Source organism: Varibaculum cambriense (genome assembly GCF_022133705.1).
Lineage (GTDB): Bacteria > Actinomycetota > Actinomycetes > Actinomycetales > Actinomycetaceae > Varibaculum > Varibaculum cambriense_A.
In genome coordinates this window covers 107,055-125,280 of record NZ_JAKNHJ010000002.1, presented here as the reverse complement: position 1 = coordinate 125,280, position 18,226 = coordinate 107,055, and the positions used below count along the sequence as shown (strand labels likewise).

Sequence of the window (18,226 nt, the reverse complement as noted above, 5' to 3'; positions counted from 1 at the left end):
TCCCTTAAAACAGTAGCAAAACTACCGCTGCTACCAGGGTGATTAGAGCACCAACAGCTAAGCCGATCGCGACTCCGCCGGCGATTTCTTTGGCTGCACTCCGGCGGGGAGTTAGCGCACCCTGTCGGGGAGAAACTATTGCTACATTCTCAGAAAAATCTGAACTGTTCATCCAGGCTCCCAGGGTTTGCTCATTTACAGAATCCTCCTGCTCCCTCGGCGGCGAAAAGTCCCCGGGAGATCCCGCTCCTGCCCCGATAGCATCCTCGGTGTTTACCATAATCGCCGGAGGTAAAGTCACCGGTTGCCAGACGGGAGCCGCCGGTTCCACCCGCCCGTGAGCCGTCTGCCCCGACTGGGTTTCGGCCTCATCGTGGGCGGGAATGATCGGTTTGACCGAGGCCAAGGAAGTTTGAGCATCCGGCGGGGAAACCCGCACCACATCGGCTAAAGGTTGCGGAGGCGGGGGCTCCTTCAACACCTCCAGGGCTTCAAGGGAACGAACCTGGTCAACTACCGACTTCAAGAGGGCGTGGGTCTGGGCAGCACTGGGTCGTACCGAAGTTTCTTTCGCCAGCATTTGGGTAATCACATTCCACAAAGAGCTGGGAATTCCCGGTAGCATTCCCGGCATATCGTAGAACTGATGGTTTAACACTTCCGCCACCGAACCTCTAAAAGGGGTGATTCCGCAGAGCAACTCGTAAAGAATCACTCCCAGGGAATAAATATCGGTTTTGGAGCTCACCCCTTTGCCTTCAATCATTTCGGGAGCCATATAGTAGGGGGTTCCAGAACGCTTCGTAGTCTGGATTTCGTAACGGGGATCAATCCACCGGGCTAACCCAAAATCCGCAATTTTGGGCACCAGGTAGCCCCCTTGTAGTTGCAACAAAATATTCGAAGGCTTTAGGTCACGATGGACAATTCCGGCATGATGAATCGGAGACAGACCAGCGGCAATACCCATGCAATAGTAGACGGCATCTAAAGGCAGCAGCGTACCCTGCTTTTTCAGCAGCTCCCCCAAATCCCCGCCATCGGTATATTCCATAATGATCGCCATATATTCCGGGGTCTGGATCAGGTCATAAACCTCTACAATATTTTGATGCCGCACCCCGGTGACCAAATCTTTTTCCATTCGAAAGCGTTGAACAATCCCGGGCTTGATTGCCAATTTGGAACGCAAAATCTTAGCGGCGTATAAGTTCCCCCAAGGATCAGCGACCTTCCACACTTCACCCATAGTGCCCGAGCCCAAGGCCTTTAACAGGCGATAACCAGCGATCGTCGCGGTCTGTACGTTGGAAGATTGTACCGCCGACTTCTTTGAATTTCCGGCAACAGGGAAGGGGGATCCGGCAGAGGGTTGTGCCGTCTGATAACTATCCATACATTCCCTGTAACTTAGTCGATAACTTTTCAACATCCAGTTTAAGGGGTCAGAACGAAAAATCCTTCTGTCACCTCGATGTTGATTTTACTGATTGGCGCAAATCTTGCGGAGTTCGCGCAGGTATGCCCGGTGGTGACGGGGAGGGGCTCCCCGGTAGGTCCAAGTGAAAATGTTTTCTGCTTTAAAGTAACGAGAACACTTAGAGCAGGCTAAAACCCGGGTGGGAGTGCGGAAACGTTCAATACGGTGTCCGGCTTTACATACCCCGATCCAGGGAGCCGGGAGGGAGGGCGCATCTGGGGATACCGTCCGTTCAGCGTTGCCTCCTAGGGCTTTAACCGCCTGCTGCCAGCGCTTACCATGCCCCACCTTAGGTCCTACTTGCGCGTGAGCGACCTCGTGTAAAACAACTTCGCGCGCGGCAGCCGAATCGTAGAGCGGGAGCAGATAGCGAGAAAAACTAATCCGTTTATCTCCAAAATGGCAGGCGCCAGCCCGGCGGCGTGCATGATCTAGATCAACTTCCCAGTCCTGTAGGCCGCAGGCATCCAAGGTGCGGCGCGCTAATGCTAATACCTCTTCCAAACTGTCTACTTTCAAAAGTAGCCTCACCCCGCTGGAAAACGAGGATGGTAACTAGCGATTGCCCCTAATGTCCCAACCCTTCCGCTGTAACCGGAGGCAGAGTCGACCAGGGGAAATTAATCCATTTATCGGTATGCTTTAGTACATAGTCGGGAGTAATAATCGACCGCGACTTCACATAGATACAAGCACATTTGGCTTCTGAAACCGCTACCCGCTCGCCTTCTTGCCCAGAAGGAATCCCGCGTTCGCGAATCAAGCGCATCACCAATTCTAGAGTTTTCCCCGAGTCGGCAACATCATCGACTACCAATACTCGCTTACCGGACAGGGCGGAAACATCCATTAACGGCGGAATTAGCACCGGCTCGGGCAGAGTTTCCTCGATATCGGTATAAAACTCTACATTCATGGTGCCGATTGCTTTGAGCCCTAGCGCGTAAGACAACGCACCCGCCGGTAACAATCCGCCCCGAGCCACCGCCACTACTAACTCGGGCATCCACCCGGAATCTACAATATTTTGCGCAATTTTTCGGGTAGCATCTCCGAATCCTTGCCAGGTAAGGACTTCCCGATCGTGTATATCTGCCATAAAACTAGCCTAGCTACCTTTAGCAAACTTTTTTAAACTGCGAGCGAATATTTTTCCTGATTTACCTTCCCCAAGTTATTTATCAGGGAAAACGCTCCCTGGTATGCCTCGAAATACTCTCTAGGTTGATTAAGGTCTCCCCCTTTTGCTTTCTTTGCACTAAGCTGAGTAGCCGTGCACTTTTTAAATGGAATGTCGGCACCTTATGAGCTGACCTATGACGATGTTTTTATGGTTCCTTCACGTTCGGGGATAGCTTCCCGCTTCGACGTGGATTTATCTTCCGATGATGGCACTGGCACCACCGTGCCGATTATCGTCGCGAATATGACAGCGGTCGCCGGAAAACGGATGGCGGAAACAGTTTCTCGCCGCGGCGGTCTAGTAACTCTGCCTCAAGATGTTCCCGGTGACATCATCGCGAAAACCGTTGCTGAGGTTAAAGCCTGTCACACGGTCTATGACACCCCGGTAGTGCTCGGCCCGCACGACACCGTAGCGGCAGCTCTGTCCTTGATTTCAAAGCGCTCCCACCGCGCAGTATTGGTGGTAGATCAAGAAAACCACCCGATAGGGGTAGTTCCCGAATCGGCACTGACCGGAGTGGATCATTTTGCGCAGCTCCATACGGTAATGGATACCCACACTTTGCTATTACCGGAGGGGATCGGCCCCGAGGACGCTTACCGCCAATTAGCGGAAGAACACCTAGGTCTCGGCGCAGTAGTAGACACTGACGGACGCCTAGTCGGGGTAATGACCGCGCCAGGGGCGGTGCGTTCTTCCATCTACACCCCGAACACTGATAAAGACGGCAAGCTGCGGGTAGCCGCAGCAATCGGCATTAACGGTGACGTGACGGGACGTGCCTGCCAACTGGTAGAAGCAGGGGTAGATGTCCTAGTGGTCGACACTGCCCACGGTTATCAAGATAAAACCATCCAGGCTTTAAAGGCAGTGCGAGCCACCTCAGTTGAGGTGCCAATTGTGGCGGGAAACGTGGTCACCGCAGACGCCGTAACCGAATTGGCTGCTGCCGGCGCCGATATTTTGAAAGTCGGCATTGGTCCCGGCGCAATGTGTACCACTCGGATGGCGACCGGTGTAGGCCGCCCCCAATTCTCGGCGGTACTCGAATGTTCCCGCCGCGCTCACGAACTAGGAAAACATGTTTGGGCTGACGGCGGCGTGCGTCACCCACGGGACGTGGCCTTAGCCTTGGCCGCCGGAGCTTCTAACGTGATGGTGGGTTCCTGGTTCGCCGGTACTCACGAATCACCTGGCGACATTGTGCGCGATGGGAATGGGCGCCCCTATAAGGAAAACTTTGGGATGGCTTCCCGCCGGGCAGTTCGTAACCGTAATGCCACCTCCCGCGGCTTTGAACGTGCCCGTAAAGAACTATTCGAAGAGGGGATTTCTACCTCGCGGATGTACCTGGATCCCGCCCGTCCCGGGGTGGAAAACTTGATCGACCAGATCTTGGCGGGAGTGCGTTCCTCCTTCACCTATGCGGGCGCCACTAACCAGGCAGAATTCCGGGAAAAAGCAATCGTGGGAATTCAAAGCGCCGCCGGATATAAAGAGGGCGCTCCCGTCGAAAGCTCCTGGTAAACCTGTTAAATAAGGCAAGCAGACACCGAACCGGATAACTAGCGAAAGGAATCACCTTGACCCGGGTACTGTTCGTATGTACCGGTAACATCTGTCGCTCAGTAATGGCGCAGGCAGTTGCCGCTCAAAAGGCCGAAGAAGAAGCTCTCGATAACCTAGTTTTTGATTCAGTGGGAGTCTCTGACGAAGAACACGGCAATCCCCCAGATTACCGTGCCGTACATATCTTGGAAGATCATGGCTGGCTGACGCCAGACCATCATGCCCGTCAGATTAGTCGCAGTGATTTTAACGATTTTGATCTCTTGCTAGCTATGACTAGCGGACACAAACGCGCCCTCACCCGCCTGGCGCAGCGCTGGGGGGCAGATGAGAACAAAATTCGCCTCTACCGCGAATTTGATCCTGAGGCTAACCCCGCCGATATGGAGGTACCCGATCCCTGGTATGGCGGGGAACGCGAGTTTGCCGATACCCTCGAAGTAATCGAGAGGGTAACTCCGGTTCTCCTAGAAGTCCTCTCCGAGATCTCCTGACCCTTCTCTCTGAATGTCCTCAACCTCGATATTTTCTTTTACGTAGCTAGAGGTGGCAGGCGCGGGGGCTAGGTTTTTCCTCCCGCCCAAGAATTCGGAAAACGTAACGACGTTTTCCGAATTCTTATGCCCACCGCACCCACTCGGATAAAACCTAACCCCCGCGCACTAGGGTCGAGCCGTAAAAGATGTGAGAGGGGGCTTGAGCCGAGCGAAGCGAGGATCACCGGGGTCCCCCGAGCGCTTTTACGGCCCGACCCGATACCAGAGGAAAGCCAATCACGCGCACATGGGCATCAGTTTGCTTAGTTTTGGGTTTTAGCGCTTAAAATCGAGGAAACGAAAAGCGATCGATAAGGGAACACCAATGCCGAATAAACCAGTCGAGGTTGAGGACATTATTAATAGTCATTCGGGGGGATTGCAACGCAACCTCTCGAATCGGCATATCCAGTTAATCGCGATCGGTGGAGCCATCGGCACCGGTCTGTTTATGGGATCCGGACGCACGATTCACTTGGCGGGTCCTTCAGTGCTGTTGGTTTACGCCATTATCGGAGCCGTGCTATTCCTGGTGATGCGATGCATGGGGGAATTGTTAGTTTCCAATCACCGCTATGGCACTTTCGCCGATTTCATCACCGACCTTTTAGGGCCAGGTGCCGGTTTCGTTGTGGGATGGACGTATTGGCTGTGTTGGATAGTTACCGGAACCGCCGAAGTGATCGCGATTGCCGGTTATTTCAATTTTTGGTGGCCAGACCTGCCGCGATGGATTCCCGCGATTGCTACCGTGGCGCTGTTGTTTTTCCTTAACGCCCTAACGGTGAAAGCCTTCGGAGAAACCGAGTTCTGGTTTTCGATGATAAAAATTATCGCGATTATTGCCCTGATCTGCTGCGGAACCGTAATGGTGATTATCGGGTTTACTGCTCCCGATGGCCAGCGCGCCACCATCACTAATCTTTGGTCACACCCGGGAGTTACTGGTTCCGGATTCTTCCCGAATGGCTTATCCGGATTCTTGGGCGGATTCCAGCTAGCAATCTTTAGTTTCGTAGGAATCGAACTGGTCGGCACTACCGCCGCCGAAACCAAAGACCCAGAAAAATCTCTCCCCAAAGCGATTAACTCGATTCCGTTGCGGGTGTTGTTGTTCTATGTTTTGGCGTTAGCAGCGATCATGTCGGTTACTCCTTGGGATTCTCTCGACCCGGAATCCTCTCCCTTCGTAGGACTATTCTCCCTAGTAGGGCTAGTATTTGCGGCGTCGCTAGTGAACCTGGTGGTAATGACTTCGGCCGCCTCTTCGTGTAACTCGGGAGTTTATTCCACCTCCCGGATGATGTACGCCATGGCGCTGCGCAGTGACGCCCCGAAGCTTTTCCGAAAGCTTTCCCGTCGCTCCGTACCTTTAAATGCACTGATAGTCACTTGTCTGTTCTTGCTTACCTCCATTGCCCTGATGGCAGTAGGCGGCACGGTAATGGAAGCATTTACCCTGGTAACGTCGGTGGCTTCGGTGCTATTTATGTTCGTATGGGTGATGATAGTGGCCGCCTACGTAGAGTTTCGTCGCCGTCTGCCCCAAAAACATGAAGCATCAATATTTGCCATGCCCGGTGGATATTTTTCTATCGCGGTAATCAGTGTGTTTATCGTGGCGATGGTGTTCGTCCTCGCCCTCGATCCAGCAACCCTGTATGCCATGTTGGCGAGCCTCCTGTGGATTGGGGTTATTGCTGCAGTGTCGTTCCTGGTACGCCGCACTCCGCATAATGCCAAAGTTCGCGCCGAGTTCGCTGACCGTCGCCGCCGAGAACTAGCCGCCGCCCAGCAATACCAAGCCAACTAACCTGCCCCCGCCTTAGTCATCTGAAATTCATCTAACACCTTACTTCAGGTCGGGTGGTAAAAGCGCTCGGGGGACCCCGGTGATCCTCGCTGCGCTCAGATCAAGCCCCCTCTCGCATCTTTTACCGCCCGACCCTTATGCGTGGGGGAGAAGTTTTATCCGAGCAGGCTAGGTGGGCGCAAGATTTGGAAAACGTCGCTACGTTTTCCAAATTTTTGGGCAGGAGGAAAAACTTCTCCCCCGCGCACACGGCGGGAGGAAAAACCCAGGCTCCACGCGGAAAACGGCAGGAGGAAAAACTTCACCTCCGCGCTCAACCGAGCGCTTTTACCGGCCGCGACCCGACATTCGCGGGGGAATTAACGAGAGACTTAGGCAGAGCGGGCTTTTAGGTACCGGTAACGGCAAAGCGCCGCGAAAATATCTTGGAGTCGGGGCGCGGCCAGGAACGCCGGGTGACGCCCAGCGGCGAACGCCTGCCAGCTAGAGGAAGTAAACTCGGCAGCGAAGCGGGAGCAGGCATCCGCAATCGTTTCTTTGCCGTTAGCATCAGTAACCAAAGCTCGAATCGCGTAAGCAATCGCTTCTGCTTGACCGGGATCCACTACTTGAGCAAGGGCGGAAATATCGATTTCTTCCCGATTCAAACGCAAAGTGGCGGTGCCTTCCGCGCGAGTTTTTTCGCGTCGCCCCGCAGGTGGAGGCGGGCAAGATAGCAGGAGCCGTTTGCGCACTGCCTCTTGCGGCCAGTCAGGGGCTGCGCTATCCGTACTACTTGCCGCGGCCTCTCCCCTACTTACTTCCCGCGCCCTGGCGGTGGCATCGTAAGGAATATAGTTTTCCAGTAATAACACCTGGTCGGCTAAATCCAGGAAATCTCCCGATCCTCCCATCACCATAATGGTGGACACCCCTAGTTCCTCCCGAATGCCTCCTACCCGGTCGATTAGGGGAATAATCGGCTCGCTGCGCACCAGCTGCCGCATCCGACTATCGCGCAACAACAGGTTGGTAGCCGAGGTATCTTCGTCAATCAGTAGCGCACGCGAACCGCATTCTATGGCTTCAGTAATCGCTGCGGCCTGTGAAGTTGAACCCGAGGCATTTTCAGTAAAGAACTGTCGCGTATCAGCCCCGCCGGGCAACGCGCCGATAAATAGGGAAATATCAGTGGCAGTTATAGCCCTTCCATCCTCGGCGCGCACTTTTATCGCATCGGGTAAAGTGGCTACCAGTTCGCGCCCATCCCCAGGAATATGGGGATAAACCGCCCGCTCTAAGGCTTCTAGCAGGGTAGATTTACCGTGATAGCCACCCCCTACAATCACAGTGATTCCTTTGGGGATCGCCATTCCGGATATTTTCCCGCTATAGGGCAGCTCTATAGTTTGCACCAGGGACGAGGGCGTATCCTCCCCTAATACCTTAGGTAGCTGGAAGGGCACCGCGTCTGTCATCGGTAAATCACTGATCCCGGAGGCTCGAGCCAGCAGCGCCCCATCCGCCACGAAAGCCACCCAGCCACGCTCATGAAGAATCTTTTGCAGTGCCGCATGATCTTTGAGCGTGTGAATATGGCGAGTAAGGTCAGCTAAATCTGGGCCGTCGTCCTCGCCAAAACATACGGTTTTATAAACCAATTCGCACAGGTCATAGTCCAAGAAACGCGCAAAATTACGTCCTAGAATCCGCCGGCCTGCCGCCGGAAACGGTACCTGGACGCGCAGTTCCATCCCTTCTTCATTCAAGGTTACCGAGGAGCGCGGGAGGATTTCTTGCCCTACCGGCGCGATCCGCAGTTGTGCTTCAGATTTCCCACCCGAACGCCTCGCCCCAAAAATCTTCCGGGCGCGCCGTGCCAAGAAATCACCGGCAGCTATCCGCGCTAACTTATCTAGAGCGATCTCGGAGGGGATCTGGGCAGTATCCAATGGCACCAATATCCGGCAGGCTGAAGGCGGGGCGAAGGGATCAGACTGTACCCGGTCGATAGAGAAACTAAAGTCCCCGAAACTCCATTGCCCAAGCAGTTGTTTATAGCCCCCATAGGAGCGACCGTCTAGTGATTTTGTTTTTCGAATTAGCTCATCTGCATCCCGCATAGTTTCCTATTCTATGCCGCACTTTACTTTGCCTTGTAGACTGGCATGGTAGCCCCGGGGCAACTCCCAAACTTTACGAGGCGGCTGCGCGAATTAACTCAGAGGATGAAAGGGATTTTTCGTGACTGACAAGCTGAAACTGGTTGATACGATCCAAGCGATCAACTGGAACGATATCGAAGATGATAAAGATATGGAAGTTTGGGATCGACTCACGGGAAACTTTTGGTTGCCGGAAAAAATTCCGTTGTCGAATGATCTACCTTCCTGGAAAACCTTGAAGCCGGAAGAACAGCTCATGACTAACCGGGTATTTACTGGCCTGACCTTACTTGATACCTTGCAGGGTACCGTGGGCGCGGTTTCGCTGATTCCGGATGCGCGCACCCCGCACGAGGAAGCGGTCTACACCAATATTGCTTTTATGGAGAGCGTGCACGCGAAGTCGTATTCTTCGATTTTCTCCACTCTGCTTTCTACCACCGAGATTAATGAGTCTTTTCGCTGGAGTGAAGAAAACGAGAACCTACAGCGTAAAGCGCATATCATCATGAACTACTATCAGGGTGATGATCCGGAAAAACGTAAAGTGGCTTCTACCCTGCTAGAGTCTTTCCTTTTCTATTCCGGCTTTTACGCCCCTATGTACTGGTCGGCGCACGCCAAGCTGACTAACACCGCGGATTTGATTCGTCTGATCATTAGGGACGAAGCGGTGCATGGTTATTACATTGGCTATAAATACCAGTTAGCGGTCAACGAGTCCTCGCCGCAGCGGCAAGAAGAACTCAAGGATTACACCTTTGACCTGTTGACAGAGCTTTATGACAATGAAGAAGCCTACACTGAAGACCTGTATGATCCCCTGGGATTGACCGAGGACGTAAAGAAGTTCTTGCGCTATAACGCCAATAAAGCCCTGATGAACCTGGGTTACGAGGCGCTATTCCCAGCGGACTCTACCGATGTGAACCCCGCGATTTTGGCGGCGCTTTCACCGTCGGCGGATGAAAACCATGACTTCTTCTCCGGGTCAGGTTCTTCCTACGTGATCGGAGAGATCGTAGATACCGAGGACGACGACTGGGACTTCTAGGTTTATTTCGTTTGGCGAGGACGCTGGCTGATTCTTATGGATCATGACCTCGTGTCCCGGCGCCAGATCTAAACAATGCTTTTTGACCCGCCTGTCTTATAAGCAGGCGGGTCAAAACATTTACCGGTTTATCTCTTAACCCCTTTGCCCACAACTGCCTTAATCGGGTTATCGTAAAGGTATGAGTGATATTCCTACTTACCCGCAGCCTCGTCCCGCTTCCCGCGTATTAGTTACTGGTGCTTCTACCGGTATTGGCGAGGCAACGGTTCGGCAACTACGTGCTAGCGGTTGGGCAGTAATCGCGGTAGCGCGCCGGCGTGAACGCCTGGAAAAACTAGCGGCGGAAACCGGTTGTGAGTTCTTTGCCTGCGATTTAACTGACCGCGCGGCGGTTGAGGAAATGGTCGCTGAACTGTTATCAAAAGGTTCGCTCACCGCGGTGGTTAATAACGCGGGTGGCGCTATCGGCACCGATTCGGTAGCGGATGGCAAAGTAGCGGACTGGGAAGAAATGTACCAGCGCAACGTGGTTACGGCATTGAATGTCACCCAAGCTACTCTGCCTGCTCTGCGCGAAAATGGTGGCGACTTGCTGTATGTTACTTCTACTGCCGCCCTCGACACCTATCCCGGTGGCGGCGGGTACGTGGCCGCTAAGCACGCCGAACAGATGATTCCCTTGACTTTGCGTCAAGAACTGGTGGGCGAGCCGGTACGCTTGATCGAAATCGCGCCGGGCATGGTGAAAACCCCCGAGTTTTCTCTGAATCGCCTGGGCTCGAGAGAGGCCGCGGAGCAGGTCTATCGCGGGGTGGAAAAACCTTTAGTCGCCGCGGATATTGCGGATTTAATCAGCTGGTGCCTATCGCGTCCGCCACACGTGAATATCGACCGGGTTATTATCCGTCCGGTTGCCCAGGCAACCAACACTCTGATAGCTCGCTCTCAGGATTAGACTGCAGGTGGCGCTGGGTGCAAGTCTCAGTCCTGCCGGCAGCCTTTAGGATTGACTGTCCCGGCCGCTAACCCCGCACCGGAGCAAGCTCACAAATGGTCTCCCGACTCTGCTACGACGCCCTCCAGCGCCTTAGAGCATACAGGATACGCAGCCTTCGACCTCGGTTCCCTGTAGGGCGTGCTGACGCAGACGCATATAGTAGAGGGTCTTAATGCCTTTACGCCAAGCATAAATATAGTTCTTGTTTACCTCGCGGGTAGTGACCGTATCCGGGTAGAACAGGGTTAAGCTGAGCCCTTGGTCTACGTGCTGGGTGGCCACCGCATAGGTGTCGATAATCTTTTGGGGACCAATCTCGTAAGCATCCTGGTAATACTCCAGGTTATCGTTATCCATATAGGGAGCCGGATAGTAAACCCGCCCGATTTTACCTTCTTTACGAATTTCAATCTTGGCCACAATCGGGTGAATCGAGGAAGTGGAGTTATTGATATAGGAAATCGATCCGGTTGGGGGTACCGCTTGCAGATTCTGGTGGTACATTCCGTATTCCCGGACTTTTTCCGCCAGTTTTTTCCAATCTTCGCTGGTAGGTACGTTGATGGAAGATTTTTCTAGCAGTTGACGGCATTTCTCGGTCTTGGGAGTCCAATCCCCGTTAATATATTTCTCGAAATACTGCCCGGAATAATACTGCGAATCCTCGAACCCTTCGAAGCGTTCCCCGCGCTCCTTAGCAATCTTGCACGAAGCTTTAATGGCTTCAAATGCCACGGTCATGAAATACATATTGGTGAAATCCAGGGCTTCTTCACTGCCATAGAATACCTTTTCCCGTGCCAGGTAGCCGTGCAGGTTCATTTGCCCGAGGCCGATGGCGTGGCTCATCGCATTTCCGCGTTCAATCGAAGGCACTGCCCGGATATTTGACAAATCAGACACACTGGTCAGGCCACGTATCGCGGTTTCAATGGTGGCGGAAAAGTCTGGAGAATCCATAGTCTTCGCAATGTTTAGCGAAGCTAGGTTACAGGAAATATCTTTACCCACCTGCTCATAGGTGAGGTCCTCGTTGAACTCGCTCTTTTCGGATACCTGCAGAATCTCGGAACACAGATTGGACATAGAGATCCGACCCTTAATCGGGTTAGCGCGGTTAACGGTGTCCTCGTAAACGATATAGGGATAGCCCGACTCGAACTGGATCTCTGCCAGGGTCTGGAAGAAACGGCGCGCGTCAATCTTCTTTTTGCGGATCCGCCCGTCCTCTACCATTTCCCGATAATGCTCGGTGATGGAAATATCGCTCATCGGTTTCCCATAGACCCGCTCTATATCGTAAGGGCTAAACAGGTACATGGGTTCTTTATTGCGTGCCAGGTGGAAGGTAATATCCGGGATTACCACCCCCAGGGACAGCGATTTAATCCGGATTTTCTCGTCCGCATTTTCCCGTTTCGTGTCCAAGAATTCCATAATGTCGGGGTGGTGGGCATTTAGATAGACTGCCCCGGCACCTTGCCGCGCCCCCAACTGGTTGGCGTAAGAAAACGAATCCTCGAGCAGTTTCATTACCGGCACTACCCCGGAGGACTGATTTTCGATTTTCTTAATAGGAGCCCCCGCTTCCCGCAGGTTAGTAAGCGAGAGGGCCACCCCTCCTCCGCGCTTAGAAAGCTGCAGGGCAGAGTTGATACCCCGCGCGATCGACTCCATATTGTCCTCGATACGCAGCAGGAAGCAGGAAACCAGTTCTCCGCGGGCTTTCTTGCCCGCATTTAGGAAAGTGGGGGTAGCCGGCTGGAAACGACCAGTCATGATCTCGTCTACTAGCTTTATTGCCAGTTCTTCATCCCCGCGTGCCAGGTAAAGTGCCACCATGCATACCCGATCCTCGAAGCGTTCCAGGTAGCGTTTACCGTCGAACGTTTTCAAGGTGTAGGAAGTGTAATATTTGAACGCCCCCAGGAAGGTGGGGAAACGGAATTTATAGGCATAGGCTCGTTTGAACAGGTCTTTAATAAACTGGAATTGGTATTGGTCTACCACTTCCTGTTCGTAATACCCCTGCTCTACCAGGTATTTCATTTTTTCTTCCAGGTCGTGGAAGAAGACAGTGTTCTGGTTTACGTGCTGCAGAAAGTACTGGCGGGCTGCCTCTTTATCTGCCCAAAATTGGATCTTGCCCTCTTTGTCATACAGGTTCAGTTCCGCGTTTAAAGCGTGATAGTCCAGCTCGGGAGCGGGCGCGGTTTCTACTCCGGTGTCAGTTAGATTTTCTGCCAAAACTCACTCAGTCCTTTACGGCATATCTCAACGTCCTGAGGGGTTCCCAGGAGTTCATACTTGTACATAAACGGGATTTTCAGTTTTTGGGCGAGGATATCGCCGGCAAGGCAATATGCTTTGCCAAAGTTTGTGTTTCCGCTGGCTATAACCCCTACACAGTGATCTCGGTTGCTCTTTTCGTTTAAGAACTTGATTACCTGCTTAGGTACAGCCCCTTTGATGTTTCCACCCCCATAGGTAGGAACCACAATCACGTAGGGCTCGTTTACATAAAGGAATTCGTCACGAGGACGCAGCGGAATCCTTTTATTGCGAAAGCCAAGTTTTTCTACGAAGCGTTTAGTGTTACCCGTTGCGGAAGAAAAATAGACTAGCAGGGGTTCTGCATTACTCACCTTTGACCTGCCTTACTGTTTTCTATTCTCGTTAATACCTGCTTTGGGATGAACCATTATTATCTGCTCCGCAATACCGCGCCCCTCTTGGAGAGCAGGAAGTATTCGGAACTAGATTACAAGTTTTAGAGGACGCACCTGCCTTAGGCGGTAGCTGCCGCACGCGCAGCAACCGCTATCCCCTTGATTTTATCGGGACGGAATCCGCTCCAAGAATCGGTATCAGTGACCACTACCGGAGCCTGTACGAAACCTAAAGACTTTACATGCTCGAGCGCATCCAGATCCTGGCTCATATCAACTTCCGCGTAGGCAATTCCTTGCTTTTTGAGGGCGCGCTTGGTCGCATCACACTGTACGCAACGGGGCTTAGAGTAAACGGTGACCGACATGTTTCTGCGCTCCTTAATTTGGCTTTGTTCGTCTGCGCTATTCAAAGAATAACATCAGTGTAGTTTTTATGCCGCCACATTTAGGCGATGAAGTAAACACTACACCTAGTAGTGACTCAACACCAGCACCCCAAGATAATGTGTTTGGGGATAACCGGTGGAAAGAGGGCGAATTTCTGGGGATACCCCGCGACCCCGAACAATCTACTAGCTGGACACCCGGCACCTGCCTGCCTTTTAGGGTGAAATCTAGTTCGAGATGATTGGTGAGCAGTTCCACCAAAATTGTGGATAAAAACTTCCTTCGGCGTGTCGCAGTCGTCCGCGCACCCGGCCGGACTTTACCTCCTGTAGCGGGTCGGGCCGTAAAAGCGCTCGGGGGACCCCGGTGAGCCTTGCTTCGCTCGGCTCAAGCCCCCTCTCGCATCTTTTACCACCCGACCCGTACGTAGGCGGTACCAGCGAGCGGGGAGCCTAGGTTTTATCCGAGTGGGTGCGGTGGGCATAAGAATTCGGGAAACGCCGCTACGTTTTCCGAATTCTTGGGCAGGAGGAAAAACCCAGGCTCCGCGCGGAAAACGGCAGGAGGAAAAACTTATCCCCCGCGCAACCCGAGCCAGACCCGCAACGACGGCAAGCTAGCCCCCACACGCGAATGATTGTAGATAAGGTGGTATCCAGAACAGCTGAGAATTAAGGAGTAGGCGATGAGCGAGCGCATGAACGTGGAATCTTTCAACCTAGACCACACGAAAGTGGCGGCTCCCTTTGTGCGGGTAGCCGACCGCAAACAACTACCTGGCGGAGATGAACTGGTCAAATACGATGTGCGTTTTTGTCAACCAAACCAGGAACACTTGGAAATGGACACCGTGCACTCGATTGAGCATCTAAGCGCGGAACTGATGCGCAACCACACCGATAAGTTGATTGATTTTTCGCCTATGGGTTGCCAAACCGGGTTTTATGCCCTGATGCTGGGGGTAGAACCTGACGAGTTCATCCAGCTACTGGCCACAACTTTTGAAGATATTCAAAGTGCCGACCAGGTTCCCGCGGCGAACGAACGCCAATGCGGGTGGGGCGCTCACCATAGTTTGAAAGGTGCGCAAGAAGCTACCGCTCACTTCTTGGCAGCACGAGAAAGCTGGAATCAGGTTTATCGTTAGGAGAAAACCGCTATGAACAGCTGTGACACTGTTATTATTTGCGCGGAACTGACCGAACTGGCGCCCTTCGTCAACCGAACGTGGCTACAGGAGTGCCTGGCTCACCGTTTTGAGGACTCTTGCCAGCCACCAGATCCCGAAAAAGTATTCCCCACTCCTGGTAAAGAGCTCTCGGGACTGCGGTTTTATTCCCTAGATCTGCCGGAAATCCCCGGGAAAACTCTGGGCGTGCAAAGCGGGGTGGGAATGGTTAATGCCGCCCGCACCACTGCGATCGCGATTGAGGTATTAGGGGCACGCCAAGTGCTATATTCAGGCACCGCTGGTGGTTTAGCCAAAGACAGCCAGGTGGGGGAAGTTGTTTTCGGCGACAACTATGTGTTCCACAGCGCAGACGCTACCGCTTTTGGTTATCAGCGCGGGCAGCTGCCGGGGATGCCTCCCTCCTACGCAGGTAACGAAAGATTACTAGCTAGTGCCCGTAGCCTATTGACTGCTAGCGATAAAAAGGATTCAAGTACTGCAACCGGTGCTGTTACATTTAAAAATCCGATTTTTACTGCAGAGACGGAACTTGCAGGCGCTTTAGAAGAGATCCCGGCACGTTGCGGCACTATAGCTACGGGAGATTCTTTTATTACTGACTCCAATGTAAATGCAGTACGATCGGCCTTTCCTACCGCTCTAGCCGCAGAAATGGAGTCAGCCGCCGCAGCCCAAGTGGCATTTTTATCCCAGGTTCCCTTCTTGGCGGTGCGCTGCATTTCTGATCTGTGCTCCCCGGAAGGGCAAGACGTCTACCATGGCAATGCCGCTGTCTGCGGGGCGATTGCGGCTGCGGCCACCATTTGCCTACTTAGCGCCTGCTAATTCCATACAAAGCGCCAATAAAATCGTAGTTTTACCGAGATTTTTACCGCTTTTTCTCCCTTATTAGGGCTGTTCAAAAATCAGCAGGTTAGGATATCCATGTAGTCTTATTGCAGTGGGAGAATTGAGATGGGCTTGTCGCGTCCTCGTAACTTCAAAGTAATGCTCGGGGTAATCGTAGGGGTGGCGTTATTGTGTTCGGCTATGGTGGTCGCTTACGCGGCAACCAGGGATTCGGGAACCCCGAAAGCAACAGCCTCCACCTCAACTTCGAAAACGACCCCTACTAAAACTAAGCCTTCCAAAACCGCTCCCACCACCACTACTCCCCCCACTACTACTTCCAGCCCGACTTCCACCCCCACTCTCACTCGTCCTCCGGTAGATTGCACTAAAGAAAAATGTGTGGCTCTAACTTTTGATGATGGACCAGGCCCCGACACTCCGAAACTCTTGGATACTTTAAAGGCGGAAAATGTTCCCGCTACTTTCCTGCTGGTGGGCAAGTCGGTTGCCACTTACCCGGATACGGTGGCACGAGAGTTCAAAGAGGGGCACTCCCTGGGTGTTCACACCTGGAACCATCCGCAGTTAACGAAGCTTCCTGACGACAAAATAGTCAACGAAATAACCAGCACGGCAGATGCGATCAAGAAAGCTGCCCCGAATGCGCAGATTACCTTTACCCGCCCACCCTATGGAGCTTTTAACCCCCGGGTAATTTCTGTCTTGAAATCCTTGAATCATGCTGCTGTGATCTGGGATGTTGACACCTTAGATTGGAAGCATCGTGACCCGAATGCGGTACTAACTCAGGTAAAACAGCAAACTAAACCAGGGTCAATTATTTTGATGCATGATATTCACCCCACCAGCATTCAAGCAGTACCTGAGATTATTAAATATCTACGCTCGCAAGGATTCACGATGGTGACGGTTCCCGAATTATTCGGGGGATCGCTTACTCCCGGCAAGATTTATCTTGATCAAAATATGGTTCGCGGTTAGTCGCCGCCGCGGGATTTTTCTTGCAGGCTTACTCAGAGATTCTTTATCTATCCCCGGGATTAATTACTAATTTGTTTAAGCTTTAAGGCTCCGGGGTGGTCACAGTATCTAGTTCCGCATCAGGATGGGCGGCGATCAGATCGTTAAGTGAGGAGGCGGAGGCAATCATACGTGCCATTCCGTGGGTGCCCACTACCCCCGCTAGCGCAGTTCCTAACCCCATTTCGGAAAGAGCGTCAGCTTTTAGTCCCGGCCAGCCGTGCAACCTCGTTTGCAGATCGGCAGGTATTTGCGCGAGCCCAATTCCGGATGCAAATAATGCCCCCACTAAACCGGCAATAGTGTCAGTTGCTCCTCCTAGTTGTACCGCGAGTGAGGTAGCGCGCCGGAAGGCATCTTGTCCGCTGAGCGGCATCCCGGCATGCTCGATTTTCACGGCCTGTAAAATCCCTGCCACTGCTTGTAAAGCGGTAACTGCATAGGTGTTGTCACGCGGAGGTTTGAAGTAGGTTTCCTCGGCTTGTTGTAACCATTCGTGCCACTGTTCGCGGCGAGCTGTGGGTAGTAGCGCTATTCCCGCCCCCAGGTTGATCCGGTTTACCCAGGTTTCCTCGCCGGGGAGCGGATCGGTAACGGCTCGGCGGATCGCTTCCGCATAGATAACCGCTGCTTCACTGGCTAAGGGATCTACATGGGTTAGTTCGGATACTGCCCGTACTGACTCTGCTGTCCATTGGGGATCTTTTATTCGGGTAAGCCCCAAAATAGCGCAACGGCTGAGCGTACCGGCTCCGGAAGTACGCCGGGTACGCAAGTGAAAATATGCAGCGGCCGAACGCATTTTTCGGGCGGGATTCATATTGGAAATGTCATTGCTGGTAGTTTCTAACACCACTCTGGTGGGCGCATCTATTTTACGGGTTCCCCCGTGGTACCAGGCTAAAAAACGAGTAGCGACTGCATCTAAGCCTTCTTCTGTGGTCAAATCGATTCCGGTGACCGCAACTTCTGCTATACAGATCCCCAGCTGGGTGGCTTCCGACCATTCTCCCGGACTTAACCGTCCGTTGGCTCCCTGCATTCGGGGAATTCCTTCTAGAGTGGGAGTTTTAAATTCGTAGCCAACTCCTAAAGCGTTACCGCATGCTTGCCCTACGAGGACGCCGCTTGCCCGATCTGCCATGATGGCGAGGGGGGCTTGTCCGCCGCGCCGAATCAAGTTATGTGCTTGATCGGTGCGTTCTGGATTTTTATCACGCGCTTCAGCCACCCTTTCAACTTTAATGCACCTACTACCAGATAAGCGAGATTCCCCTGGCTAGAACGCGTGGTGGGCGTAATAGCCAGGGGTTGGGCGCGA

16 protein-coding genes are annotated in these 18,226 nt (G+C 53.0%); 8 read left to right on the top strand and 8 right to left on the bottom strand.

The features are described 5' to 3' along the window. Positions 1–4: 4 nt before the first annotated feature. The 3 genes from L0M99_RS01475 to L0M99_RS01465 form a co-directional block, all read right to left on the bottom strand. Positions 5–1,396 (bottom strand): serine/threonine-protein kinase, encoded by a 1,392-nt coding sequence (locus L0M99_RS01475; RefSeq protein WP_024059419.1) that lies wholly within the window; start codon positions 1,394–1,396, stop codon positions 5–7. Positions 1,397–1,483: 87 nt separating this feature from the next. Next, positions 1,484–1,984 carry a SprT-like domain-containing protein gene (locus L0M99_RS01470; protein WP_238127492.1) on the bottom strand — a complete coding sequence of 167 codons (501 nt, stop codon included), beginning with the start codon at positions 1,982–1,984 and terminating at the stop codon, positions 1,484–1,486. Positions 1,985–2,048: 64 nt separating this feature from the next. Beyond that, positions 2,049–2,579 (bottom strand): phosphoribosyltransferase, encoded by a 531-nt coding sequence (locus L0M99_RS01465; RefSeq protein ID WP_024059421.1) that lies wholly within the window; start codon positions 2,577–2,579, stop codon positions 2,049–2,051. Between the two features lie 174 nt (positions 2,580–2,753). Here L0M99_RS01465 and L0M99_RS01460 point away from each other — a divergent pair, with 174 nt between their 5' ends. The 3 genes from L0M99_RS01460 (at position 2,754) to L0M99_RS01450 (ending at position 6,584) form a co-directional block, all read left to right on the top strand. Then, positions 2,754–4,193 (top strand): GuaB1 family IMP dehydrogenase-related protein, encoded by a 1,440-nt coding sequence (locus L0M99_RS01460; protein WP_024059422.1) that lies wholly within the window; start codon positions 2,754–2,756, stop codon positions 4,191–4,193. Between the two features lie 56 nt (positions 4,194–4,249). Further along, positions 4,250–4,729 carry a low molecular weight protein-tyrosine-phosphatase gene (locus L0M99_RS01455; RefSeq protein ID WP_278606081.1) on the top strand — a complete coding sequence of 160 codons (480 nt, stop codon included), beginning with the start codon at positions 4,250–4,252 and terminating at the stop codon, positions 4,727–4,729. Positions 4,730–5,096: 367 nt separating this feature from the next. Continuing rightward, positions 5,097–6,584 carry an amino acid permease gene (locus L0M99_RS01450; protein ID WP_024059424.1) on the top strand — a complete coding sequence of 496 codons (1,488 nt, stop codon included), beginning with the start codon at positions 5,097–5,099 and terminating at the stop codon, positions 6,582–6,584. Between the two features lie 371 nt (positions 6,585–6,955). Here the strand turns inward: L0M99_RS01450 and L0M99_RS01445 are convergent, their stop codons facing one another. Next, the gene (locus L0M99_RS01445) at positions 6,956–8,686 is read right to left on the bottom strand and encodes an ABC-ATPase domain-containing protein (RefSeq protein ID WP_024059425.1); all 1,731 of its coding nucleotides are present in this window, start codon (positions 8,684–8,686) and stop codon (positions 6,956–6,958) included. Between the two features lie 121 nt (positions 8,687–8,807). Between L0M99_RS01445 and nrdF the strand changes: the two genes are divergently transcribed. Next, complete coding sequence (nrdF, locus tag L0M99_RS01440) at positions 8,808–9,782, top strand: class 1b ribonucleoside-diphosphate reductase subunit beta (protein WP_024059426.1); 975 nt, start codon at positions 8,808–8,810, stop codon at positions 9,780–9,782. Positions 9,783–9,963: 181 nt separating this feature from the next. Beyond that, positions 9,964–10,740 carry an SDR family NAD(P)-dependent oxidoreductase gene (locus tag L0M99_RS01435; protein WP_238127491.1) on the top strand — a complete coding sequence of 259 codons (777 nt, stop codon included), beginning with the start codon at positions 9,964–9,966 and terminating at the stop codon, positions 10,738–10,740. Between the two features lie 132 nt (positions 10,741–10,872). On the opposite strand, the gene nrdE is transcribed toward L0M99_RS01435, so the two are convergent. The 3 genes from nrdE to nrdH all read right to left on the bottom strand — a co-directional run bounded on the left by nrdE (position 10,873) and on the right by nrdH (position 13,819). After that, positions 10,873–13,029 (bottom strand): class 1b ribonucleoside-diphosphate reductase subunit alpha, encoded by a 2,157-nt coding sequence (gene nrdE / locus L0M99_RS01430; RefSeq protein WP_024059429.1) that lies wholly within the window; start codon positions 13,027–13,029, stop codon positions 10,873–10,875. Next, complete coding sequence (gene nrdI, locus L0M99_RS01425) at positions 13,014–13,427, bottom strand: class Ib ribonucleoside-diphosphate reductase assembly flavoprotein NrdI (protein WP_238127490.1); 414 nt, start codon at positions 13,425–13,427, stop codon at positions 13,014–13,016. The genes nrdE and nrdI overlap by 16 nt, the downstream gene beginning before the upstream one ends. Before the next feature lie 143 nt (positions 13,428–13,570). Further along, on the bottom strand, positions 13,571–13,819 hold the full coding sequence (nrdH, locus tag L0M99_RS01420; RefSeq protein WP_024059431.1) for a glutaredoxin-like protein NrdH: 249 nt from the start codon (positions 13,817–13,819) through the stop codon (positions 13,571–13,573). Positions 13,820–14,526: 707 nt separating this feature from the next. On the opposite strand from nrdH, the gene L0M99_RS01415 reads away from it, so the two are divergent. From L0M99_RS01415 to L0M99_RS01405, 3 genes are all read left to right on the top strand, one after another. Next, positions 14,527–14,988 carry an S-ribosylhomocysteine lyase gene (locus tag L0M99_RS01415; RefSeq protein ID WP_024059432.1) on the top strand — a complete coding sequence of 154 codons (462 nt, stop codon included), beginning with the start codon at positions 14,527–14,529 and terminating at the stop codon, positions 14,986–14,988. Positions 14,989–15,000: 12 nt separating this feature from the next. After that, positions 15,001–15,858 (top strand): 5'-methylthioadenosine/S-adenosylhomocysteine nucleosidase, encoded by an 858-nt coding sequence (locus L0M99_RS01410; RefSeq protein ID WP_024059433.1) that lies wholly within the window; start codon positions 15,001–15,003, stop codon positions 15,856–15,858. 129 nt (positions 15,859–15,987) lie between these two features. Next, positions 15,988–16,866 (top strand): polysaccharide deacetylase family protein, encoded by an 879-nt coding sequence (locus L0M99_RS01405; protein WP_024059434.1) that lies wholly within the window; start codon positions 15,988–15,990, stop codon positions 16,864–16,866. A gap of 82 nt (positions 16,867–16,948) precedes the next feature. On the opposite strand, the gene L0M99_RS01400 is transcribed toward L0M99_RS01405, so the two are convergent. After that, positions 16,949–18,136 carry an ADP-ribosylglycohydrolase family protein gene (locus tag L0M99_RS01400; RefSeq protein WP_024059435.1) on the bottom strand — a complete coding sequence of 396 codons (1,188 nt, stop codon included), beginning with the start codon at positions 18,134–18,136 and terminating at the stop codon, positions 16,949–16,951. Positions 18,137–18,226 lie beyond the last annotated feature (90 nt).